Genomic DNA, 23,352 nt, shown 5'->3' with positions numbered 1-23,352 from the left:
AAGGAGAGCTGACATGAATATCCCTAGAGGAACCTATGGGTTTCGATTCGCGGAAGACAAGGAGCTCCAACTGTGTGTACTGTATGCGGCAGGATGTGATTCAATAACCGATCCTTCTTATCATTGGGACGGACTCGAACGTTCGGACGGGCCTCTCTTGTTATTCCAATATACAATCTCGGGTGAAGGTGTGTTTGAGTCGAATAATCGCATTCATCATGTTACCGCAGGACAAGCTTTTTTGGCCGAAATTCCAGGGCCACATCGCTATTACTACCATTCAGCATCAAAAGAACCTTGGGAGTTTCTGTTCCTGCTGTTCAGGCCCACTCTTATTCTGCCCCATTGGCGAAAATTTCTTCGGGAAGCTGGAGAAGTGCCCTATTTACCCGCTGATTGTACACCCGTTCGACTGTTGCGGATGATCGTGACAGATGCGGCAGCAGGCAGAATCACTGATCCTCTGATCGCATCATCCAGCGTATATCAGTTCATGACAGAGTTGACTCGATTACAGAAAACGACATTGCGCAACAGGGAGAATTGGTCTGAAAACATTCAAATAGCCGTTGAATACATAGAAAACAACTACTCCAAAATGATCAGTATCGATCACCTTGCGGAGCATGTTTCCCTTTCCAAATATCACTTTATACGTCGCTTTTCCTCCAGTACAGGTTTGACCCCAGGTGCTTATCTGACACGTGTACGTACAGAAAAAGCAATGGAACTGCTGCGCGGAACTACGCTTAGCATTGAAGTCATCGCCGAGCAAGTCGGGTATTCCAGCGGAAGTTATTTTATCAAAGCCTTTCGCAGCATAACCGGCGTTACGCCAGGTGAATTTCGTAGTGGCGGAGAAAGCCTTGTGTACCGTAAATTGTTCTTCGACTAACCGCAATATTTTGCTATTCCACACTCAACATTACTGTAGATATTAATAAAATCCTTTATTATGATGAATTGAGCGAGAGCAATAATTAATCCATAAAGGAGCATTCCCATGAATCATACGCTTGCAGCATCAACTCCACCGCTTGGCTGGAACAGCTGGGATTGTTACGGCGCGGCCGTTACAGAAGACGAAATTCGTGGCAACGCCGACTACATGGCAGAACACCTTAAAGACTTTGGCTGGAGCTATATTACGGTCGACATTCAATGGTACGAGCCTTTGGCCAATTCTTCGCAATATCGTCCGTTCGTTCCACTCATCATGGATGAATATTCGCGGCTTATGCCTGCCGAGAATCGGTTTCCCTCCGCTGCAGGTGGACAGGGATTTAAGCCATTAGCCGACTACGTTCATAGTCTTGGGCTGCAATTTGGCATTCACATCATGCGCGGTATTCCACGTCAAGCTGCACATGCCGCTACTCCGATCCTGGGCACAACCGCCACTGCGCGCGATATTGCTCATCCGAATTCCATCTGTCCGTGGAATACAGATATGTATGGTGTTGATAGCTCAAAAGAAGGCGCTCAGGCCTACTACGATTCCCTTTTTGAACTGTATGCACAATGGGGCGTTGACTTGGTGAAGGTCGACGATATTGCTGCTTCCAGGCTCTATGACACCCATCAGCCAGAGATCGCAATGATATCCAAAGCGATTGAGCGCTCCGGTCGGCCCATGGTACTAAGTCTCTCTCCTGGCCCTGCTCCGGTGGAATACTCAGAATTCTTGGCTGATCATGCCAACATGTGGCGTGTCACGGACGATTTCTGGGACCTGTGGCCGCTGTTATTGGATATGTTCGATCGCTGCCGGACGTGGCAGGGCGTTCCCCAAGCAGGCTGCTGGCCAGACTGTGATATGTTGCCTTTGGGTCATATCGGTATCCGTTCTGTAGATGGTGGTGGAGCAGATCGCTGGACTCGGTTCACACCTGACGAGCAGTTGTTGATGATGTCACTGTGGAGTATCTTCCGTTCCCCGCTCATTTTTGGGGGTGAACTGCGAGATAATGATGACTGGACACTATCCCTGTTGACCAATCGTGAGGTTCTGCGAATGCATCGCGAGAGTTACGGAGCCAGAGAAGCCTTACGCAAAGAAGATCTTATTGTGTGGACTGCCCAGCATGCAGATGGTTCTTCTTACGTCGCTGTCTTTAACATCGGTGAGGATGCTCTACCTGTGGATCTGTCCATTGATGAGGTTGGATTGTCCAGCATTACCGAAGGTACTGAATTGTGGAGCCAAGAAGCAGCTGAATTTACAGAGAATTCCTTAGTTACTACTGTACCTGCGCACGGTGTGCGTCTCTATCGGTTTTCCTAAGCTTGCAAAAAAAAAAGAGAGGTCTGTCGTTCATTAGACAGACCTCTCTCTCATTTCAAGTCGTTAAAATGCATTGCATAAGCATTTCAGTATGTATCCATGGCTTGAACGGCCAGATGAAATGCTTTAATTCTTCTTTCCAGAAGAGTCTTTTGCGGGCTACCTTCTTTGGACTTGGCATACATGTTCTCAAGGGATGGAAACAATCCAATCAAGACAAGGCTGGCTTCTGTTATATCTTCCTTGGTGTATTGATGAGGCTTCTGATTCCAGTGTTTTTCCAGAACTGCTAGGCCGATGTATAGAGCTTGGAGACGTCTCTGTAGCAATGTTGTGTTATTCCTTTTCTGAGTCATATTCACTAAGGCATTTTCCGATTTGCGGATGGTTGATTGAAAGGCTTTGATGGATTCCAGTTGATCTTCTTGTGACACATTTTCCATGGAGTACAGACCTCGCTTTCTAGGCTTAGTTTGATCGGGCTTTCTATTAAATCACCTCATAAATATAACAAAAAAAGCCGCTTGAATAGCGACTTTCAATGTGTTCATTCTCGATTCAGTTCTAGAGTACCTTCTCCAAAAAGCTGATCGTCCGTTCATTCTTCGGATTTCCAAATATCTCTTCAGGAGTGCCCTGCTCGACAATATAACCACCGTCCATGAAGATCACACGATCAGCTACTTCACGGGCAAAACCCATCTCATGGGTAACAATGATCATCGTCATACCCTCGCTCGCAAGATCTTTCATTACACCCAGAACTTCGCCTACCATCTCTGGGTCAAGCGCCGAAGTCGGTTCATCAAATAACATCACATCCGGGTTCATAGCAAGCGCACGAGCGATAGCAACCCGTTGTTTTTGCCCCCCCGAGAGTTGACTGGGAAAACTAGCCGCTTTATCAGACAACCCGACACGATCCAGAAGGCTAAGACCTGTTTTTCGAGCCTCTTCTGCGTTTAAAACCCCTAATTCTCTTGGTGCAAACATTATATTTTTCAATACGTTAAAATGAGGGAATAAGTTAAAATGTTGAAATACCATGCCAATATTTTCACGCGCTTTATTAATGTTGGTTTTAGGATCATTGAGATCCTGATTATCTACAATAACTCGACCAGCTGTGATATCTTCCAATTGGTTGATGCAGCGCAAGAATGTACTTTTTCCCGAACCGGAAGGCCCGATGACACAGACGACTTCTCCTTCGTTGACCGCCACATCAATTCCCTTGAGAACCTGATTTGTGCCGAAACTTTTCTTCAAACCTTCAATTTTTATTTTAGCCACGACGAACCTTCACCTCCAGATAATCAGCAATTTTGGTCAATGTGATGATGACAATCAGGTACATAACCGCAACCGTTAACCAAATGTCAAAAGAGGAGAACGTTCTTGCAATAACAATTTTACCCGATTGTGTCAACTCTACGAGACCAATAACGGACAAGATTGACGTATCCTTCAACGTGATAACCATCTGGTTAATGAAGGACGGAATCATAACCCGCACTGCCTGCGGAATAACAATCTTTATCATCGCTTTGCGATAAGGAAGACCCAATGAACGAGCAGCTTCCATCTGACCACGATCAATCGATTGAATCCCGCCTCGGATAATCTCGGTTACGTACGCCCCTGCATTCAGACTAAGTGTCAGAATAGCCGCCAGGAACAATGGCATCGTGAAGCCCATCGCCTGTGGAATCCCGAAATAGATAAAGAATGCCAGGACAATCAGCGGAATACCGCGGAAGATATCCACAAATACGGTGGCAACACCACGAAGGAATTTGTTCTGTCCCACCTTCATAAATCCGAAAATCAGACCGATGATAAACGCAAAGAAAAGGGACACAATCGTGTATAAAAGTGTGTTTCCCAGACCTTTAAAAAGTGCAGGAAGAGATTTCTGAATTAGCTCCCAGCGACCTTGATTAGCAACAGTCGGAGCGTTCTCACCCAGATATGTTTCGGTAATGCGTTTATACTCACCGTTAGCTTTGATATTGGTTAGACCTGTATTAAACATCTCCAGAAGCTCTTGGTTTTTCCCCTTGCTTACTGCAAAACCGTAAGGAGCGCCTTCTTCTTTGTCGGTAACAATTTTCAAACCGTTGTTCTGATTAACCCCATAGGCCAGTACAGGATAATCTTCAAAACAGGCTACGGAATTACCGGTTTTTACATCTTCATACATTTGGTATGACTCATCAAACGGAACGATCGTAAATCCATACTCTGAAGCGATGGACTCTGCAAAACTAAACCCTTCTGTTCCCGTTTTTACAGCGACCTTTTTACCACGAAGGTCTTCATAACTCTTAATTGTGTCATTGTTGGCACTAACACCCATAACGACACCTGATTCAAAATAAGTATCAGAAAAATCAAATTTTGCTTTTCTTTCATCCGTAATACTCATCCCTGCGATCACACCATCGACTTGATTCGCCTCAAGTGCCTGTACAGCCGCGTTAAATCCCAGGGATTTGATTTGATACTTGAAATTTTGATCTTTCGCGATGGCATCCAGCAAATCCATGTCGATACCAACAAAATCACCATTCTCATCTTCATATTCGAATGGAGCAAATGTGACATCAGTTCCGATAACATAGGTTTTACCGGAATCGGATGCTGCGGCGGCGTTCCCCACCCATCCTGATAGACCGCTCACCAGGAGCAGCATCAGTGAAAGTATAAAAAATGAGATCTTCGTTGTTTTCATGTGTCCTCCCCGTCTCGGTGTTGTCCGAATAATCATTATTTTCTTTGGAATCGGTATTACGGTTATGCTTTTTGTCGATCTTCTGCCCATTTGATTGTTATTATTTACTGTATATTAACAATCAATGCTTTGCCTTTCCACTTGCAACATTTTCCTCCATCATTTTTTCCAACCAGTAAAAGCCTTCTTAATACTTACCCTCCAGGTAAGCTTTGCGAAACCCAATATTACATCGTGAATCTGAAAAAAGGTACTTTTACTTTAAAACGTATTATTTAAAATTTAAAACTCAAAAAAAGCCGCGTTATCCGCGACTTTCTGTTGTACAGTTTTTTATCATCTATTAATTTTCTTTGGTTGTCAATACAATCTCGAACTTCGAGCCAGCTTCACCCGCGAACACAATGGTTCCGTTCTCAGGCAATACAATTTCGTTTTGTCCACTGACCACTGTGTGATTCATGCCTACGCCCGCTTGGTCGTATACAGCAAATGCGCTGTTTGAAGACATCTTGACCGTCATTTCCTTACCTGCAGCTGATGCTGGAATCGAATACCATGTGGCATGACCATTCGCTTGAATGGTTGTCTTTGATTGTCTTCCCGTATAGATCGGTTTTATAATTTCTTGAGCAGCATAAACGTTCCCTCCAGCTGTAACGTATTCCACGCCATTTTCCTCATAGAAATTAAACTCCATCGTGTCACGGCCTGCTAATCCAGGAATTTGCAATTGGTTCACAGCTTGGTTAGCTCCAACGATTTTATTCGTGTAGACATAACCCGGTAGCTCATTAAAAGTATGAATGGGAATCATCGGCATCGCTGCGTTGTACAGTGTTGATGTGTATTTTTCATTAACCAACACGTAGGCTTTGCCTTCCCGTTTCTGCCATGCGGCCTTTACTTCTGTAGACAATTCATTGGTTTCAAGCTTTTCTGCTTTATATTCCGAGGAAGCAACTTGTCCAAGTCCAGGAACAGACTGATACGAGCGAGACCACAAATATGTGTTCCCGTTGACTTCCTGAACGAACTTCAGCTTTTCCGTAGCCGCATCATTAACAAATGATCCATCAGCGGTGTACGTATAGGTCTGATCAGAACTGTTAGGAGACGACAGATTAGATAGCGTTAATTGCCCGTCATCTTTTACGTCCAGCTTCATTAACATGTTTGCCCCACCCGCGTACATGCCTGTGTGCTGTGTAAGTTCCTTCGGCATGGTTGTTTTTACCGGTGCATCATGTGACTTCTCCGGTTTACGCTCTGGAATGATATTCTTCTCCTCAAGCGCACCAAGCAACAGCTCAGTTGCCAGCAATTGATCCGTTGAGCTATGACCACCCGAAGAGGTTACTGCAGCAGCCATATTATACTCCGGAAGTACAATCAAGGAGGAATGATAGGTTATTGTATTGCCGCCTTTGCTTACTGCCTGGATGCCGTAATCATTAAAAGGAAACAGGTTCACGCTGTCCCAGCCCAGGCCGTAACCAATAGAAGAATCGCCTTCTTCTGGCCACATGCCTCTCTTGTATTCTTCTTGCTCCATGGCCTCTACGGATTCCTCCGAAAGAACACCTTCAACCTCACCTGTAAAGATTTTCGAGAACTGAACCAGATCTTCAGCGGTGGAATAGATGCCTCCCGAGGCAATCATATTTGTAGTCTCTAACGGGAGTTGTTCCTCATGCGAAGGGGCGTATGTTGCTGCCATCTGGCTAAAGTCTACAATATCTTGCGGTGTTTTGGTATGCGCCATACCAAGAGGTTCGGTTATGTACCGGTGCATGAAAGTTGTGAAGCTCATGCCGCTGACCCGCTCAACCAGAATTTCAGCCAATGTAAAACCGTCATTACTATACACCGAGTATGCGCCAGGATCGGCCTTCAGATGTTGCGTCGCCAATTGTTCCAGTAACGTATCATGCGCATAGGTATCATTATCTCCAAACAGTATTGCACTGTTACTTGACGTTCCGAGAAGTCCGGATGAATGATTCAGTAGCATACGTGGTGTAATCTGTTGGTAACGCTTGTCTTTCATTTTAAAATCTGAAATATACTTCACGACAGGCTCGTCAAGATCGATCTTGCCTTGGTCCACTAGCTTCATTACGGCGGTTGTGAGCATCATCTTGCTGGTTGAACCTATGCCATACATGGTGTCTGAAGAAAGGGGAATATTGTTTTTCAGATCATTTTTGCCTGCCTGACCGGAGATCACAATCTCGCCCTCATCCATCAGTGCGTACTGCACACTTGTCGTAGCGTATGATTCAGTGAGTACCTTGGCCTTTGCGCTTACTGCCTTTTTAGTTAGATCATACGTAGGGTTACTACCGTTACTGGTAGTGGGTGTGGCCATCGCCGACATTGGGGACATCATTGCAAACACCAAGGTTATGGCGGCGATAGAAGTTCGTTTCTTTCGTGTCAATCTCATCTTCTCCTGTCTAGTCTATGGATTAGGAATCTCTGTGTTAGTACTCCCGTAGTGTAACCGAAGAAGATGAACTGTCTGTGGCTTGAATATGAATCGAGTATGAACCAAGCAGGATCAACCCAAATAGGTTGGACACACAGTAAAACTCGCTTTAGTCCAGCTTTGTTTTGTTTGCAAATTAAACTTTTGCTATAATGGTATATCAATCAATGGAGTGCCAATAACATGACTAAGTACATAAATAAATGCAATCCATAATTCAGCATGAGTAATGGAGTTGAAGCAATGCTAAAAGTTAATCGGAATGACCATCGCCCGATCTGGCAGCAACTTTTGGATCAAGCGATTCATAATATCACAACCGGGAAATGGCAACCAGGCGAATTGCTACTCCCCTCACGCGAACTTGCTCAATTAATTGGTGTTTCACGGTCAACCATACAGATTGTGTACGAGGAATTATTCAGTCGAGGGTATACGGTAACTTCCCGTCGGGCCGGGACAAGGGTTAGTGATTGGACATATGCACCTCGTTCATCAGAAGGCGTCACGATGCAAGGGCCTATTCCGCCCGAACTGCCTGCACTGAACGAATCGATTGGTCATCTGCATAGTTGGTTTGGCAATAGGGACAATCGCAAAATAGAAATTGATTTTAATCCCCACGAGCCTTATTTAGATGAAAGTTTTACAAAAGCCTGGAGGCAATCCTTTTTGCAAGCTTCCACTGAACCCAATCTGGATCTTTGGGCTTATGGCGATGCCAGAGGGTTACTGGCGGTAAGAGAACAGATTCAGCGTTATTTGTCACTTGAACGAGGCATTCATATCGATGTTGATCAAATCTTGTTAACCTCAGGTGCACAACATAGCATTGATTTAATTGCCCAGGCACTTTTAAGTGAGGGAGACAGAGTTTCCGTAGAAGATCCCGGCTTCCCTGCTGCTTGGATGGCGATGAAATACCGCCGGATGCAAGTCGATCCCGTTCCAGTCGATGAGTATGGATTATGTGTAGATCATATTCACCCACAGACGAAACTCGTATTTGTCACACCTTCTCATCAATGCGCAGTTGGCGTTATTATGTCGGAGCCTCGCAGGCAACAATTGATGCACTTGGCAGCTCATCATCGATATTGGATTGTTGAGGATGATTACGATAGCGAATTTAGGTACCGTGGAGATCCGCTTCCAACTATATTCAGTCAGCAACCTCAGAATACGCTTTATATGATGAGTTTTTCCAAAATGGTTGCACCTGGTATTCGTCTGTCGGCTATCATCGGCCCCAAAATAGCCATCGATCGCCTTACCCAAGTTCATGAATTAACCTATCGTCATCTGCCGATTATGGAACAATTAACGCTAACTCATTTTATTGAGCGTGGTCATTTTATGCGCCATATGAGAAGAGTTCGGAACATATATCGACGCAGACACGAAGTCATGACCAAAGCCATTGTTGCTTCTGGGCTAGGCTCACGATTTACATTAAGTGGTGTGGAAACGGGATTACATATGCTTCTAGAATCTGAAACGTCATTTGACGAAGAAGCGCTGACAAATGCTGCCCTTGATCAAGGTGTGCGTGTGTATCCGCTTAGTAGATATTGCTTGGAGAGTCATCGAAAAGGATGGATATTAGGTTTTGCAAAAGTGGATGAGGCGCAGATTGAGGAAGGCATACATCGGCTTGCAAAGATTGTATTATGATGGAGAACTACTCTCCAATCGGATTCGAAAGGATGTTTTTTGTAATGAAAATTTTAGTGTTAGGAGCTACCGGACGGGTTGGAAGTCATTTCGTCTCTAATGCCCTACGTTCCAATCATCATGTGACTGCACTGGTTAGAAGCCCGGAAAAGGTACAAATCAACGATGACAATTTCATTCTGCATCAAGGAAACGCTATAGTCAAAGAGGATATTCATCACGCCATACAGGGTGTAGATCTCGTTGTTAGTTCCTTAAGTACCGATGGAACGACTACATTATCGCAATCCATGGGACATATTGTTGAGGCTATGGCTCAGGAGCGTATCAAAAGAATCATTACCATTGGTACAGCAGGAATATTGGAAAGTCGAACGGATCCTGGCTTGCTTCGTTTTCAATCCCCTGAGTCCAAACGTAAGTCCACGCGAGCAGCTGAAGAGCATCTGGAAATGTACAACATTCTCAAAGCTTCAGAGTTAGAATGGACTATCGTGTGTCCTACCTACTTATTTGATGGAGAATCTCTCGGTAAGTACCGGGTTGAGCGCGACTATTTGCCTGACGGTGGAACCTCTATATCTGTAATCGATACTGCGGAGTTTACTTATCAGCAATTAATGTCTGATGAGTATGTACAGTCTCGTGTAGGTATAGCCTACTAGCGTGTGTCTTAAATCTCATTTACGGTATATCTCTTCTGTTCAAAAAAGTGAGTTTCAATATAATCATGGAAAATCAAAGAGCCTGCAATTGTTAGCCATCAGGAACAATTGCAGGCTCTATTTGTGTCTGCTGTTGAGCTATTTAAGCCCTTCATATAAAGGGAATTGCGAAGTAATTTCGCGGACACTACCTAATATTTGATTTTTTACATCCGAGTTCTTTGGATTTTTAAAAGCAAGCCCTATCAGCTGAGCGATTTCTTTCATTTCCTTGGCTCCCAGTCCTCTGGACGTCATAGCCGGCGTTCCAAAACGAATACCGCTCGTGATCAACGGGCTTGCTGTATCGTGAGGGATTGCATTTTTATTCGCGGTAATCCCTACTTCATCAAGTAAGATTTCGGCTTCTTTGCCTGTAAGGCCCATAGTTCGTAAGTCAACCAACACGATGTGATTATCTGTCCCACCCGATACAAGGGTGAGTCCTTCATTCATTAAAGTTTCTGCCAATACGTTGGCGTTACTCAGCACGCTCTCAATATATGTTGTGAAATCGGATTGCAATGCCTCACCTAATGCCACCGCCTTTCCTGCAATGACATGCATGAATGGACCGCCCTGAGTTCCTGGGAATACAGCTTTGTCTATCGCCTGTGCCCACGGCTCACGGCACAAGATAGCTCCTCCTCGTGGTCCTCGCAGAGTCTTGTGCGTGGTGGTTGAAACAAAATGGGCATGTGGTACCGGGTTAGGATGCAAACCTGACGCAACAATTCCTGCTATATGCGCCATATCTACAAAGAAAAGAGCTCCCACTTCGGCAGCAATCTGGGCAAATAATTCAAACTCAATGGTCCGCGGGTATGCACTTCCACCTGCAACAATCATGCGTGGACGATGCTTATAAGCAAGTTTACGTACTTCGTCAAAGTCAATGCGGCCCGTCTGTGCATCGACACCATATGAAACAAAATTGTAAAACCTACCTGAAAAATTAACAAGGCTTCCGTGTGTTAGATGACCTCCTTGGGATAAATTCATGCCAAGTATTGTGTCGCCAATCTTAACCGAGGCAAAATAAACAGCCATGTTGGCCTGAGAACCGGAGTGAGGCTGCACATTCGCATGTTCAGCTCCAAAAAGGGCTTTAAGGCGGCGATTTGCTATCTCCTCGACCGTATCAACATGCTCACACCCGCCGTAATATCTTCTGCCCGGATACCCCTCTGCATATTTATTGGTCAACACTGAACCGGTTGCTTCCATCACAGCTTGACTAACAAAATTCTCTGATGCAATCAGTTCTATCGTATCCCGCTGCCGTGCAAGCTCTTGCTGAACAGCCTTTCCTATTACTTTATCTTGCTTCTCCAAATGTTTCATGAACATCTTCCTCTCAATATTACGGTTATTTATTCGTTCCAATTTGTTTTTTGGGAAATTTACTATTCATCAGTAGATGTGCCATCATTCCTGCAAACAGTCCCCAAAATGCACCACCCACACCAAGCAAAGTCACATTCGCCGCTGTCGCCAAAAACGTAATCAATGCAGTTTCACGTCCCTTAGGGTCCGTTAATGCATTGGCAAGACTGCCACCGATGGTTCCAAGTAAGGCCAATCCCGCTAATGTTGCAATAAAGGTAGCAGGAAGAATCAAAAACAGAGCAGCCAATGTTACGCCAAAAATGCCGACAAAAATATAAAAAACACCACAAGCAATACCTGCAATATAACGTTTGGTTGAATCCTCATGTGCATCCTTTCCTGTACAAATCGCTGCTGTAATAGCTGCCACATTAAAAGCATGTGATCCGAATGGGGCTGCAAGAAGCGAACCCAAACCTGTTACAGCCAAAATAGGATTGGCACTTGTCTTGAATCCATCATTACGCAGAACAAGCATTCCGGGCATATACTGCCCTGTCAAGGTAATAATGAACAGCGGTAGCGCAACGCCAAGTAAAGCATTTAACGAAAATGCCGGAACAACAAATACAGGCGATGCGACAGCCAATTGGATCGTACTGAAGTCTGTTTTCCCCATACATATCAAATAAATCAAACCGATTGCCAATATGCCAACAATGGCGTAACGAGAAGTAAACCTTCTTAGCACGATATAGCCTGCAAACAGTACAATCACAAGCAAAGGATCTACCTTCGCCCCTCCAAAGGCCGAAATACCAAACTGTAGTAAAATACCAGCTAACAATCCGGAAGCGATGCCTGGGGGAATAAGTCGAACGAAACGTTCAAACATGCCTGACAAACCTAAAATAATAAATCCGACTGCTGAAATCATGTAAGCGCCAATTGCTTCTGGATAAGGGGTTACCGCTAATGCTGAAACGAGAAACGCCACACCCGGTGTAGACCAGGCTGTAATAATCGGTTCCTTATATCGATAACTGAGCCAAATTCCTGTTACTCCTACTCCAATCGAGATGGACCAAATCCAGGAAGCAGTCATTTCCGGGCTTAAACCAGCCACTTTTGCAGCTTGAAAAACAAGGATAAACGTACCCCCGTAATTAACAATTACGGATATTAAAGCGGCGATCACCGGCGATATCAAATCACGGCCACGTAACGAAGGGGATGCTGTCTTCATATTTAACACTACCTCTCACTTAATCATCGATGCGTGTGTTTTCATTCCAGTAATACTCGTCCGGTAAGTAGCGTTGACCAAATACACTTGTTCCTACACGTATCATTGTAGCTCCTTCTTCAATGGCGACTTGGAAGTCTCCAGACATACCCATCGATAAAATATCCATTTCTACGCGTGGAATAATTTTCTCTTTAATCTGCGTACGGATCTGATTTAACAATCGAAAACAATGTCGTGTTTCTTCGTTTGTCGCATTCAGTTTTCCAATCGTCATTAAACCTTTCACATTCAATGTCTCGAATTGAGACAACTGTTCTACAAGCTCAACGGCTGTTTCTGGAGAGGCACCAAATTTACTTTCTTCGTAGGACGTATTAATTTGCACAAGAATATCTAAGGTCTTATTCTCTTTGAGAAGCTGGTTATGTAACGCTTGACCCAGTTTCAGACGATCTACGGAATGGATGAGAGTAACATATTTAACAACGTCCTTTACTTTATTTGTTTGCAGATGTCCGATAAAATGCCATTCCACCTGCTTGCTTTGTTCCATGAGTGGGAATTTGTCTCGGAGTTCTTGAGCTTTGTTTTCTCCAAACAGGACCTCACCTGCTTGAATAGCTATTTGTAATTTCTCAAGCGGTACCGTTTTGGTCGCGAGCAACAACTTGATGTCCTCGATGTTGCGACCTGAAGCCTGGCAGGCCAATGCCATCTGCTGTCTTACAGTTTGAAGATTTTCTTCTACTATATGTTTCATGTCAGCCACCTTCTTTCTATTCCAAACGGGAATGAATAATTGAGATTAGCTCCTCCTTATGTATTGTGAAGACTGTGTGGAACGTCATGCTAGTATAGCAACGCATGGATTGGATATACATATCCAAAAATGCTCTTTTTGAGCAGTCCAAAACGACAAAGTGGACATTATTCAATTGGGGCACCTCTGTAATATGCTTTTCAATAATCTGATTGATGTGATGCCCACACGCTTCTTCCAAAATGAAAAAAGCCGCTAAATTAGCGGCTTGGTTTAGTTCTATGTTCATGTCCAAGAAGATACATGTTTTATGATGATTTACTCGTTCACATTTTCCTTGGTTACCAGCTTCAATTCAGCAGGAATCGATGACTCCACCTGCTTGCCACTTAATACATCCAGAGCTGCTTGCAGCGCCAGTTGGCCAATCAGTATAGGCTGCTGAGCGACTGTTGCCGTCAATTTCCCATCCTGAATGGATTTGATTGCATCATCATTGCCGTCGAATCCGATGACCGGAATGTCTTTACCTGAGCTTTGAATCGCTTCAATTACACCAAGTGCCATCTCATCATTATGGGCAAATACTGCCTGCACGTCAGGATTACCCTGAAGCAGATTCTCCATGACATTTAATCCTTTGGACCGATCGAAATCAGCAGATTGTTTGGAAACCACATCGAGTTGCTTGTCAGCCACTTCGTGGAAACCTTTACCCCGTTCTCTTGTTGCGGAAGCGCCAGGTACACCCTCAAGTTCAATGACTTTTGCTCCCTCACCAAGTTGTTCAACAAAGTATTCAGCTGCCATGCGTCCACCTTTAACGTTATCCGATGCCACTAGTGCCGCCACTTCGCCTTTATCGGCGGAGCGATCCAGCGTAATTACAGGAATGCCCACACTATTAGCGGATTGAACCGCTGTGGAGATCGCTGCAGAGTCCGCAGGGTTAATTAGCAGTGCACTAACGCCTTGCTGAATGAGATCATCCACATCATTGGTTTGTTTGGCCGAATCGTTCTGCGCATCCACCACGATGACCTGTATTCCCTGTTTTTTGGCTTCAGCCATGACCCCGTCCTTTAGTGATACAAAGAATGGATTGTTCAGTGTAGATATCGACAAACCTATTTTCTTCTGTCCGTTACTTTTGTTAGGGTTTGGTTTAGCCCATTCTGGTGGCTCCAGAGAGCAACCGGCCAGAACGATGATCATCAGCATACTTATGAGTGTTACAGTCCACTTTTTCATATTCGCTTCTCTCCTTATGCTGTTTTCTTGCGGTCCAGCAGGACGGCAATGGCAATAACGATACCTTTTACAACCATTTGATAAAATGAGTTTACTTCAAGCAAGTTCAATCCGTTATTCAACACGCCGATAATCAGAACACCGATCAGTGTACCAACGATACGTCCACGTCCTCCAGCCAGACTTGTACCACCCAATACAACTGCTGCGATTGCATCCAGCTCGTAGGATGTTCCTGCCGTTGGTTGCGCTGAATTCAAACGCGATGTCAGAATTGCACCTGCCAGAGCAGCGAGCATACCTGTCAGGGAGTAGATCATAATTTTCACGCGATTAACTTTGATACCCGAGATAATGGAAGCTTTCTCATTACCACCGATGGCGTACGTTTTGCGGCCAAAAGCCGTTTTATGCAAAACAATCCACAGAATCATGAAGGTAATCAGCATCGTGATTGCAGGTACTGGAATGCCCAGCAGGTAACCGCGGCCGAACAATTGGAACAACAAGTTATCCCCGAGTCCTGTAATTGGATTACCATTGGTGTACACCAACGTCAGTCCTCTGAATATCGTCATGGTAGCAAGTGTAGCGATAAACGGAGCCATTTTACCTTTGGTAATCATCAGTCCGTTCACCATACCCATGACACCACCGAGTGCTACACCAATAATGATGGACAAGATCGGATCCAGGCCGGACAACATCATGTTTGCTACAAAAGCACTGGATAAAGCCAGAATTGAGCCGACCGACAGATCAATTCCACCCGTCAGGATAACAAACGTCATACCGAAGGCAATCAGCGCATTAATCGAGACTTGACGCAATAAATTCAAGATATTAAGTGGTTCCAAGAAACTTGGATTCAACACCGAAACGATGAGAATAAGAATGATTAAGCCAAGTAGCGGTCCCAATTTTTGTATCACGTTTGAGAAACGGAATCCGCTTTTAGCCGTTTTGTTTTCCTGCATTGTTGTCATATCACTGTCCCCCTGTGGCCAATGTCATAATGTGTTCTTGTGTTGCTACTTCCCTTGCAACCTCGCCACTGATGTGTCCCTCATGCACAACCGCGATTCGGTCGCTCATGCCGAGCACTTCAGGCAACTCCGACGATACCATGATGATTGCAACGCCGCGGTCTGTCAGTTCATTCATCAATTCATAGATTTCGCGCTTCGCCCCGACATCCACTCCGCGGGTAGGTTCATCCAGGATAAGCACGCTTGGTCCGATACCAACCCATTTCGCGATAACCACCTTCTGCTGGTTACCCCCGGATAGATTCCTTGCCGCCGTCTCGGAGGATTGCGTTTTGATCTGTAGACGTTTGATCAGTGTATCTACGAATTCTTGTTCTTTTGAAGTTGAGATGAAACCTTTGCTTGAGAAACTGAACAGATTTGGCAACGCCATATTCTCGCGAATAGAGAAGTCTAATACCAACCCTTCATCCTTGCGGTCTTCTGTAATAAACCCGATTCCATGTTTCACTGCATCTGCCGGTTTACGAATGTTCGCTTTTTTGCCGCGGATGAAGATTTCACCGCTATCCAACGTATCCAAACCAAAGATGGTTCTCATGATCTCTGTTCGTCCAGAACCCATGAGTCCTGAGAAACCGAGTATTTCCCCCGCTCTCACCGTGAAGTTAATATTCTCGAATAGACCTTTGCTGCTTGCGTTCCTTACTTCGAGGACAACTTCACCATAAGAAGGATTCCGGACAGGATAACGCTCGGTAAGTTCACGACCTACCATTTTCCGCACCACTTCATCAAAGCTTGTCTGCGGAATAGCTTGCGTGTCCACCGTTCTTCCATCACGCATGATGGTAATCCGGTCACAGATCGTGAATATCTCCTCCATTCGGTGAGAAATATACACGATGGATACGCCTTCCTTCTTCAGCGAGCTTATTACACCAAACAGCTTCTGGATCTCGCGCTCCGTAAGTGCTGCTGTTGGCTCGTCCATAATGATGACCTTGGCATCTGTCATTAGCGCTTTGGCAATCTCAATCATCTGTTGCTGCCCGACAGAGCACTCTCCCGCAGGACGTTCCAGTGGTATGTCTACGGAAAGCTTGGTAAACTGTTCTTTGGCAAGCGCTTTCATTTGTCTTGTATTGAGCAATCCGAACGATGATGTCATCTCCTTACCAATAAAGAGATTATCCAGCACCGTCATTTCAGGCCACACATTCAGCTCCTGATGTATGAATGTGATACCCAGTTTCTCGGCTTCTTTTGGACTTCCAAAATAGTTTTCTTCTCCGTCGATCATGATGGTCCCTTGGTCTCTCTGATGGAGACCAATCAGAATATTCATCAGTGTGGATTTCCCGGCTCCATTCTCCCCCATCAGGGCATGAACTTCACCATCCTTTAGTTCAAAATCCACTCCGCTCAGCACCTGATTCGTTCCAAACGCTTTATGAATGTCTTGCATCTGAATGTGCATTACGCAACCTCCTTTTAACCGAAATGGACTCCCGATTGTAAAATGCAATTGGCATAGGGTGTGGCTTCACCTGTACGAATGACTGCTTTCACCTGCCGTGTTAATGCTTTGAATTGCTCGTGGCTGACCGAAGCATCGATTGCTTCTACCCCAAATTTCTCTGTGATGAATTGCATGGCTACAGGATTGCCTTCGCGAATCTCTTCAGCCACAATGACTTTCTCAATGATCATATCTTCAGTGATCGCTTCCACCACTTCGCGAAAACTTGGTGTTCCCAGTTTGAGGGCCAGGTCAATTTTGAGTACCCCGTCCGGTACCGGCAGACCTGCATCCGCAATCGCAATCATGTCCGTATGGCCCAGATCAGACAGAATCTTGGAAATGTGACTATTCAACATGCCATTTCTTTTCATTACAAGCTCTCCTCTACTTCATCACGGGTTGGCATGCCGCCCTGCGCTCCGAACTTGGTGACGGACAACGATGCAGCCCGATTGGCGAAGCGTATACTCTCTTGCAACGCTCTTCCTTCAGCTAAAGCAACTGCAAATGCGGCGTTGAACGTATCCCCTGCCCCAGTAGTATCGACAGCCTCAACTTTATAAGTTGGGACTAAAATTTCCTCAGTACCATCAAAGTAACGTACACCTTTACTGCCCTCCGTGATGAACAACTTGTTTGGATACTGACGTAATGCCTGTGCCGGACTCATGCCCTGAAACAAAATCTCGGCTTCATGCTCGTTCGGCGTGATATATGCGGCATTGTCGATCACTTCTTGCGGTAATGTTCTCGCCGGTGCTGGATTAAGCAGCAGCGGTGTTCCGAATTCTGCACACAATGTACTCACATGCACAACCGTTTCCTCCGGAATTTCCTGCTGGATTAGTACGATATCTGCATCGCGGATCACTTTAGCTGCTTCATCGACATATGCAGGAGTGACTTCCCGGTTCGCCGCTTCAACCACTACGATACTATTATCACCTTCTGCCAGAATGATATGAGCCGTTCCACTTTCTAAATGTGTAACCGGTTTCACATTTTGCGTATTTACAGCATTTGCTCTAAAGTTCTCTAAAATATCTTTGCCAAAAGCATCGTCGCCTACCCGGCCGATCATCGCAACCTCGGCACCCAGTCGTGCAGCAGCAACAGCCTGATTGGCTCCCTTACCGCCAGGGACCGTTTTGAAGCTGTCGCCAAGAACGGTTTCACCCGCCCCCGGCCGTCTTGACGAAGTAACAACCAGATCCATTGAACTGCTTCCTATTACACATATTTTAGCCATCTGATTTCACCTTTCTCGTAGTGCCCCGTTCGATGAAACTTACGGGTAACTGTATGTTTTTGTTCTCTATTGCAGCTTGTTCCACAAGCTGGATAAGTAATCCCGCCGCTTCTCTTCCCATCTCGTATGCTGGCTGATGGATGGTGGACAATGCCGGCGATAACAGCCTGCTCATCGGAATGTCATCGAAACCAATCACTTGTACGTCATCAGGAACCTTTCTTCCGATTCGTGATGCCTCATGCAGTACGGCCATGGCTGCGATGTCGTTGCTGGCAATGACCCCGTCTGTGTCCGCATACTTTCTGAATAATTCTTCAGCCCATACACCTGCCTCGTTAATTGAAAATGAGGTCGTCTGGATTACCTGGTAGTCTAACCCAGCATCACGGATGATTTCAATCGCCCCTTCAAAACGGTCTTGAGCGGGTCTGATCTGTGACGGTCCCTGCATAACTGTGATCCGGCGACTGCCGCGTTTGATGATCTCCCTTGCAGCTAGTCTTCCACCTTCCCTGCCATCCGCATACACGGATGGACGATCCAATGATGTTCTATCCAGAAACACAACGGGAATCTTCAGTTTTTCATATATTGAAGAATGAGGATAGTTCGTTGAAGAGATCACACCGACCACGTTGTTCTGGATAAACGTCTGGATGTAATCCTGCTCCTTCCGTTCATCCTCATCACTATTTCCGAATATCAGTCTGTAATCCTGTTCCTGCATCCGGTCCTCTACGCCGCGGGCCAATTGCGGAAAGTAAGGGTTGGCGATATCCGGCAACAACAGGCCAATCAGTTTGGACTTGCGCTTATATAATGAGCGGGCCACTTCATTCGGCGAAAAGTTAAGCGCCTTCACAGCATCTTCCACTTTCTTGCGTGTGTCCGCATGAACATAACCTCTATCGTTAATGACCCTGGATACGGTGGCAACAGATACGCCAGCCAGTTGAGCTACATCTTTAATTGTTGTCATAAGTTGCTCTCCTCTATGTGTAACCGGTTACAGACATTAAATTATCATATTCTTTTCTGTTTGACAAGCGTTTTCAATCTGGAAATTTCTCCAAGTATATATGAATGTGCAGTGGAATCCATCTATATCATGGTTTTCACCTGTAAGGGAGGTCGATACTTCATAGACGTAAAGAAGCCACCACTCGATTAAAACTCAGAGCGATGGCACCAAGATCAACATAAAGAATCAGCAATCTCGCTGAATTTAATTAGCCTTTAATTTAACAAAATTAGGGAGTAGCATTTCCTAATAAATCAATTCATAGTTTTTATTTTATAACTCCCCATAAACTTCATCTGTAACAGGTTCCAACCATTCCGGTGTACCTGCAGTGATTGCAATGTGTTCAAACCAACTATCTTTAGCGGCCCCATGCCAGTGTTTCACACCATCATGAGTCACAATAACATCGCCGGCTTTTAGTAATTGAGCAGGTTTTCCTTCTTCCTGATACCAACCTTCCCCACCAGTCACTAACAACAGCTGAAATCCACCGCGATGGATATGCCAGTTATTTCTGCATCCCGGTTCAAACGTTACATTCCCAACACCCACATTCACTTTGGGATCAACAACCAAGGATTGGAGATAACTTTGCCCTATGAAATATTGCGAAAATGCTTCGTTTTTTTCTCCTACCGGGAATATCACTCCATCTTTAACTTCCTCATGTTTAGCCATTTTATTTCCTCCAGTGTGATCTTATTGATTAATGCGTCCTGCCCCTATGTTCCTAAATGTGATTACACACATACGTGCGATATCGCACATTTGTGTATAATATAAAATAATTGCACAGCCTCTGCAAGGATCAAATGAACCCGATCTGTGCCTTATGGCGCACGGAGACAACATTTGTGCAATTACTCTCTGGAAAGAATGGTGATTACTATCGTTTCTATCACAGATCGAAGAATACTTAAGACTCAGGAAGCGATCAAATCCGCTTTTATCAAACTCATGAACGAGAAACCTTTTGATACCATTACAATGCAAGATATATCTGATCATGCAAATGTCGGCCGCAGAACGATATACCATCACTATTTGGACAAATTTGACTTGCTGGATAAATTAATCGAAGAGCATATCGATGAACTAAGAAGATTGTGCAAGGAAGCATCCGATCTGGATTTTATAGAAAGCAATGTGCTGTGGTTCGAATATTTTGAAGTTCACTATTCATTTTTCTCGGCTATGTTACTGAGCAAAGGAGCTCCTTTTTTCCGCAATCGCTTCCTGGCTCTCGTCATTGAAGAACTGGAAGATGAGGTGAATGTAATTGAGGGGAAAAATAAAGGACTAACAAAAGAAGTTATTCTCACGTTCTTTGGTACAGCAATCGTTGGTATCGTGGAATCCTATTTCACGAATGGATTATCCCGGCAACCTCACATTGTCGCAGAACAAGTTGGGATTTTATTAGAAAGGAATCTATAACATAGACTCCTCATGAACCGTTCCTTCTTTATAATCTTACCAATTGAAGAGCGGTTCATTAATTATCATTACAAACATTGGCGATATGTGATATGGTCAGGGAGGATATTAATAGATTCATACATACATATGTGCATGAAATGTGAGGAGAAGATCGAAAGTGATAGAGAGAAATACCGTTGAGAAACCGAGTAAATTTAGTGAGCCCATTTTTGTCATGCTCGTGGCAAGCCTGTGTTGCTTGTTATGGGGAAGTGCGTACCCATCCATCAAACTTGGATATATCGCATTTAACATTCTGCCTGAAGATATTGCTTCCAAGTATGTATTTGCAGGATATCGATTTACACTGGCGGGCTTGCTGCTCTTGCTCCTGTCTCGTATCGTTAGAAAACAGAAGCTCCAATTAACCAGGCCTCAGTGGACAGGTCTCATCATGTTAGGTATATTGCAAACCGGTTTGCAATATATGTTTTTCTACGTTGGCGTAGCCAATACGACGGGTGTCAAAGGCTCCATTATGAACGCAACGACGACCTTTTTCAGTGTTGTTTTGGCCCATTTCATCTATAAAAACGACAAATTAAGCAAAAACAAAATCGTTGGCTGCTTGCTCGGATTTGTTGGCGTAATCATCGTAAACTTCCATACGGATCTGCTAGCTTTTTCCTTTTCATTCACAGGTGAAGGGTTCGTGATTATAGCAGCACTTGTTTTTTCCGTTACAGCCCTCTATGCAAAACGTCTCACCGCTACGATCGATGTTCTGATCATAACAGGGGTCAGCCTGTTCGTTGGGGGACTGGTACTTACGCTGTTAGGTCTATCACTCGGCGGTCGGGTTACTCATTTCACCTTGGAATCCACCAGTAACTTGATCTACTTGGCCTTACTGTCATCCGTCGCATTTTGTCTATGGAATATGCTTCTCAAGTACAACAAGGTCGGAAGAGTGTCTGTTTATAACTTTCTAATTCCTGTGTTTGGAGCTTTATTATCAGCATTATTCCTGGGGGAAACGATTCTGGAACTGAAGAATCTGGCTGCATTGTTGTTTGTATCGGTCGGCATTTATTTGGTCAATCGTGTACGTTCTGTGCAAAGCTCTAATAACACTCCAATAAAATAGACTACCCGTCCACATCCATGGATAACAAAAAAAGCCGCTAATTAGCGGCTTTTTTTTGTAAGTTCATATACGATATTCTTTTGTTTCTTACTGTGTTATACCTTAATATATACTCGTAAAGTCAATCAAGTCCTCTTCTTCCTCATAGTTAAATACAATGGCGTGATTACCTAATTGGTATACCATCTCATAACCACCAACGACTTCATTGTAGTATTCTGAGGAAGGTTTCCCCATCCATATTTTCACATTCCATGGTGAAAGATTTTGCTTTTCATTGTACAAATCAAAAACGGCAATACGTGATTTGTTGGTAAGCTCGTGCATGTATGAATCAAATCCGACGCCGAATTTAGAATAATAATAGAACGCTCCCCATTCCTCGTTTGAACGAGAGGTTGGTTTCCCAAGTTTTTTCTGCGCATTTTGAAGCGTCATGCCAATCTTAACGTCCGTTCGACCTGGCAACACGCCCTTTAAAGCGGCTTCCTTCAGGCTTTTCAGGTAAGCGCGATCACCAACACCCGAGTTCGGCCAAGCTTTTGAACGGAGGTTACGCGTATCTTCCAACCGCAATTCCAATTTGTTCACATTCAGCTTAAACGTATCAACTCCATAGACAAATTGAAGGTTGTTGTAATTTTTGAACTGTACTCGGGCACCTGAAAGAGTACGGATTCCATCATCTCTGCTTGCAGAGTAGGAATCGTCGATTTTTTTCCCCTTATTATCGACATATGTTACACGGCGTAATTCCCCGGAACGAACAATATACGTTTTCACCTCATTAAAATTAGAAGTTCCCCAATCGGTGATCATCAGCATGTCTGGTGTACTGGCCTCTTTGCTCTTCACAACGAAGTTCCAGGTTTGGGGCAAAATAATCGTATTCAGATCCAGTTTTGCTGCCTGAACAGTTCCGTATGCTGCACCTTTTTTTAGCAAGGCTGCACGATACGTGCCTGAATAACTCTTGTCGCCTTTTTTATTGTTGGTCCAACCATTTTCTTCGGTCAGCGTGGTCTTCTGTTCATCATAAGCGAAAATATAAACGGTATAAGCCGTTTGCTTGGCATCACGAAGCGTAAATGAAAGCCGACTCATACTTTGGAGCTCTTTGGCTGAGATTTGCTCTCCTTTGGCAGCAGCATTGAGTGGTAGCATAAGCAATGCGCTCAGAACATAGCCGATTAAAGTCAGTAGGGCCAGAGAAGCCCATTTTGCGTTGTGTTTAGGGTGTATCATGATTGAATCTCCTTTGAGTAAAAAAATAAAAATCTAACAGTTCTTTTCTAATTTTAAGTCGTGTACAATCTCAACAATCAAACAGGTACTTGCTAGCGTGTAACCTTGATCAAACTATGTAATGAATATAGGTTCATGTTCAATAAGCATATCCTCCTACTAGTACTATTTTCCTAAGAATGATAACATACCGTTTCTAATAAAGAAATAACAATCTAATGAATAGATTTCGACTCATGTAACATAAAAAAGCCGCTATTTAGCGGCTCTTAAAC

At 44.4% G+C, this 23,352-nt stretch carries 21 protein-coding genes; 6 read left to right on the top strand and 15 right to left on the bottom strand.

Annotated features, from left to right (window positions below; translation table 11 throughout):
- Positions 1-13 precede the first annotated feature (13 nt).
- Positions 14-895 (top strand): helix-turn-helix domain-containing protein, encoded by an 882-nt coding sequence (locus tag MHB43_RS15700; protein WP_405132308.1) that lies wholly within the window; start codon positions 14-16, stop codon positions 893-895.
- Positions 896-1,003: 108 nt separating this feature from the next.
- Positions 1,004-2,284 carry a glycoside hydrolase family 27 protein gene (locus MHB43_RS15695; protein ID WP_405132307.1) on the top strand — a complete coding sequence of 427 codons (1,281 nt, stop codon included), beginning with the start codon at positions 1,004-1,006 and terminating at the stop codon, positions 2,282-2,284.
- A gap of 86 nt (positions 2,285-2,370) precedes the next feature.
- Here MHB43_RS15695 and MHB43_RS15690 read toward each other — a convergent pair whose 3' ends face one another.
- The 4 genes from MHB43_RS15690 to MHB43_RS15675 all read right to left on the bottom strand — a co-directional run bounded on the left by MHB43_RS15690 (position 2,371) and on the right by MHB43_RS15675 (position 7,467).
- Positions 2,371-2,727 carry a hypothetical protein gene (locus MHB43_RS15690; protein WP_405132306.1) on the bottom strand — a complete coding sequence of 119 codons (357 nt, stop codon included), beginning with the start codon at positions 2,725-2,727 and terminating at the stop codon, positions 2,371-2,373.
- A 121-nt stretch (positions 2,728-2,848) separates the two neighbouring features.
- Entirely contained in the window at positions 2,849-3,577 is a 729-nt protein-coding gene (locus MHB43_RS15685; protein ID WP_405132305.1) for an amino acid ABC transporter ATP-binding protein, read from the bottom strand.
- The gene (locus tag MHB43_RS15680; RefSeq protein ID WP_339185080.1) at positions 3,570-5,018 is read right to left on the bottom strand and encodes an amino acid ABC transporter substrate-binding protein/permease; all 1,449 of its coding nucleotides are present in this window, start codon (positions 5,016-5,018) and stop codon (positions 3,570-3,572) included. Before MHB43_RS15680 ends, MHB43_RS15685 begins: the two co-directional genes overlap by 8 nt.
- Positions 5,019-5,361: 343 nt before the next feature.
- Entirely contained in the window at positions 5,362-7,467 is a 2,106-nt protein-coding gene (locus tag MHB43_RS15675; protein ID WP_405132304.1) for a serine hydrolase domain-containing protein, read from the bottom strand.
- A gap of 285 nt (positions 7,468-7,752) precedes the next feature.
- Between MHB43_RS15675 and MHB43_RS15670 the strand changes: the two genes are divergently transcribed.
- Together MHB43_RS15670 and MHB43_RS15665 are read left to right on the top strand one after the other, a co-directional pair.
- Positions 7,753-9,183 carry a PLP-dependent aminotransferase family protein gene (locus MHB43_RS15670; protein WP_405132303.1) on the top strand — a complete coding sequence of 477 codons (1,431 nt, stop codon included), beginning with the start codon at positions 7,753-7,755 and terminating at the stop codon, positions 9,181-9,183.
- A 44-nt stretch (positions 9,184-9,227) separates the two neighbouring features.
- Positions 9,228-9,848 (top strand): NAD(P)-dependent oxidoreductase, encoded by a 621-nt coding sequence (locus MHB43_RS15665; RefSeq protein ID WP_405132302.1) that lies wholly within the window; start codon positions 9,228-9,230, stop codon positions 9,846-9,848.
- A gap of 138 nt (positions 9,849-9,986) precedes the next feature.
- Here the strand turns inward: MHB43_RS15665 and glyA are convergent, their stop codons facing one another.
- From glyA to MHB43_RS15615, 10 genes are all read right to left on the bottom strand, one after another.
- Positions 9,987-11,231, bottom strand: coding sequence for a serine hydroxymethyltransferase (gene glyA, locus MHB43_RS15660; RefSeq protein WP_405132301.1), 1,245 nt, complete (start codon positions 11,229-11,231; stop codon positions 9,987-9,989).
- Between the two features lie 25 nt (positions 11,232-11,256).
- Positions 11,257-12,462 (bottom strand): benzoate/H(+) symporter BenE family transporter, encoded by a 1,206-nt coding sequence (locus MHB43_RS15655; protein ID WP_221821053.1) that lies wholly within the window; start codon positions 12,460-12,462, stop codon positions 11,257-11,259.
- A gap of 19 nt (positions 12,463-12,481) precedes the next feature.
- The gene (locus tag MHB43_RS15650) at positions 12,482-13,225 is read right to left on the bottom strand and encodes a YggS family pyridoxal phosphate-dependent enzyme (RefSeq protein ID WP_221821051.1); all 744 of its coding nucleotides are present in this window, start codon (positions 13,223-13,225) and stop codon (positions 12,482-12,484) included.
- Positions 13,226-13,543: 318 nt separating this feature from the next.
- A complete protein-coding gene (rbsB, locus tag MHB43_RS15645; protein WP_405132300.1) occupies positions 13,544-14,476 on the bottom strand; it encodes a ribose ABC transporter substrate-binding protein RbsB in 933 nt (310 codons plus the stop codon).
- Positions 14,477-14,490: 14 nt separating this feature from the next.
- Entirely contained in the window at positions 14,491-15,453 is a 963-nt protein-coding gene (locus MHB43_RS15640; protein WP_370511443.1) for an ABC transporter permease subunit, read from the bottom strand.
- A 10-nt stretch (positions 15,454-15,463) separates the two neighbouring features.
- Complete coding sequence (locus tag MHB43_RS15635; RefSeq protein WP_221821050.1) at positions 15,464-16,945, bottom strand: sugar ABC transporter ATP-binding protein; 1,482 nt, start codon at positions 16,943-16,945, stop codon at positions 15,464-15,466.
- A 14-nt stretch (positions 16,946-16,959) separates the two neighbouring features.
- On the bottom strand, positions 16,960-17,361 hold the full coding sequence (rbsD, locus tag MHB43_RS15630) for a D-ribose pyranase (protein ID WP_221821049.1): 402 nt from the start codon (positions 17,359-17,361) through the stop codon (positions 16,960-16,962).
- Entirely contained in the window at positions 17,361-18,239 is an 879-nt protein-coding gene (rbsK, locus tag MHB43_RS15625; RefSeq protein WP_339185067.1) for a ribokinase, read from the bottom strand. Before rbsK ends, rbsD begins: the two co-directional genes overlap by 1 nt.
- Complete coding sequence (locus tag MHB43_RS15620) at positions 18,232-19,221, bottom strand: LacI family DNA-binding transcriptional regulator (RefSeq protein WP_339185066.1); 990 nt, start codon at positions 19,219-19,221, stop codon at positions 18,232-18,234. Before MHB43_RS15620 ends, rbsK begins: the two co-directional genes overlap by 8 nt.
- Positions 19,222-19,536: 315 nt before the next feature.
- A complete protein-coding gene (locus MHB43_RS15615) occupies positions 19,537-19,944 on the bottom strand; it encodes a cupin domain-containing protein (RefSeq protein WP_405132299.1) in 408 nt (135 codons plus the stop codon).
- A gap of 198 nt (positions 19,945-20,142) precedes the next feature.
- Here MHB43_RS15615 and MHB43_RS15610 point away from each other — a divergent pair, with 198 nt between their 5' ends.
- Together MHB43_RS15610 and MHB43_RS15605 are read left to right on the top strand one after the other, a co-directional pair.
- Entirely contained in the window at positions 20,143-20,703 is a 561-nt protein-coding gene (locus tag MHB43_RS15610; RefSeq protein WP_405132435.1) for a TetR/AcrR family transcriptional regulator, read from the top strand.
- A gap of 160 nt (positions 20,704-20,863) precedes the next feature.
- The gene (locus tag MHB43_RS15605; RefSeq protein WP_405132298.1) at positions 20,864-21,832 is read left to right on the top strand and encodes a DMT family transporter; all 969 of its coding nucleotides are present in this window, start codon (positions 20,864-20,866) and stop codon (positions 21,830-21,832) included.
- 102 nt (positions 21,833-21,934) lie between these two features.
- Here the strand turns inward: MHB43_RS15605 and MHB43_RS15600 are convergent, their stop codons facing one another.
- Positions 21,935-23,077, bottom strand: coding sequence for a DUF4309 domain-containing protein (locus MHB43_RS15600; protein ID WP_339308437.1), 1,143 nt, complete (start codon positions 23,075-23,077; stop codon positions 21,935-21,937).
- Positions 23,078-23,352 lie beyond the last annotated feature (275 nt).

The organism is Paenibacillus sp. FSL H8-0317, assembly GCF_045040685.1.
In the GTDB taxonomy this organism is placed as follows: domain Bacteria; phylum Bacillota; class Bacilli; order Paenibacillales; family Paenibacillaceae; genus Paenibacillus.
This window is presented reverse-complemented; position numbering and strand designations above follow the sequence as displayed.

Coding starts and splice junctions, on each gene's coding strand:
- MHB43_RS15650 (WP_221821051.1), bottom strand. CDS start 13,225: ATGAAACATATAGTAGAAGAAAATCTTCAAACTGTAAGACAGCAGATG.
- MHB43_RS15695 (WP_405132307.1), top strand. CDS start 1,004: ATGAATCATACGCTTGCAGCATCAACTCCACCGCTTGGCTGGAACAGC.
- rbsD (WP_221821049.1), bottom strand. CDS start 17,361: ATGAAAAGAAATGGCATGTTGAATAGTCACATTTCCAAGATTCTGTCT.
- MHB43_RS15640 (WP_370511443.1), bottom strand. CDS start 15,453: ATGCAGGAAAACAAAACGGCTAAAAGCGGATTCCGTTTCTCAAACGTG.
- MHB43_RS15675 (WP_405132304.1), bottom strand. CDS start 7,467: ATGAGATTGACACGAAAGAAACGAACTTCTATCGCCGCCATAACCTTG.
- MHB43_RS15615 (WP_405132299.1), bottom strand. CDS start 19,944: ATGGCTAAACATGAGGAAGTTAAAGATGGAGTGATATTCCCGGTAGGA.
- MHB43_RS15635 (WP_221821050.1), bottom strand. CDS start 16,945: ATGCACATTCAGATGCAAGACATTCATAAAGCGTTTGGAACGAATCAG.
- MHB43_RS15620 (WP_339185066.1), bottom strand. CDS start 19,221: ATGACAACAATTAAAGATGTAGCTCAACTGGCTGGCGTATCTGTTGCC.
- MHB43_RS15700 (WP_405132308.1), top strand. CDS start 14: ATGAATATCCCTAGAGGAACCTATGGGTTTCGATTCGCGGAAGACAAG.
- glyA (WP_405132301.1), bottom strand. CDS start 11,231: ATGAAACATTTGGAGAAGCAAGATAAAGTAATAGGAAAGGCTGTTCAG.
- MHB43_RS15610 (WP_405132435.1), top strand. CDS start 20,143: ATGGTGATTACTATCGTTTCTATCACAGATCGAAGAATACTTAAGACT.
- MHB43_RS15655 (WP_221821053.1), bottom strand. CDS start 12,462: ATGAAGACAGCATCCCCTTCGTTACGTGGCCGTGATTTGATATCGCCG.
- MHB43_RS15665 (WP_405132302.1), top strand. CDS start 9,228: ATGAAAATTTTAGTGTTAGGAGCTACCGGACGGGTTGGAAGTCATTTC.
- MHB43_RS15670 (WP_405132303.1), top strand. CDS start 7,753: ATGCTAAAAGTTAATCGGAATGACCATCGCCCGATCTGGCAGCAACTT.
- rbsB (WP_405132300.1), bottom strand. CDS start 14,476: ATGAAAAAGTGGACTGTAACACTCATAAGTATGCTGATGATCATCGTT.
- MHB43_RS15680 (WP_339185080.1), bottom strand. CDS start 5,018: ATGAAAACAACGAAGATCTCATTTTTTATACTTTCACTGATGCTGCTC.
- MHB43_RS15600 (WP_339308437.1), bottom strand. CDS start 23,077: ATGATACACCCTAAACACAACGCAAAATGGGCTTCTCTGGCCCTACTG.
- rbsK (WP_339185067.1), bottom strand. CDS start 18,239: ATGGCTAAAATATGTGTAATAGGAAGCAGTTCAATGGATCTGGTTGTT.
- MHB43_RS15690 (WP_405132306.1), bottom strand. CDS start 2,727: ATGGAAAATGTGTCACAAGAAGATCAACTGGAATCCATCAAAGCCTTT.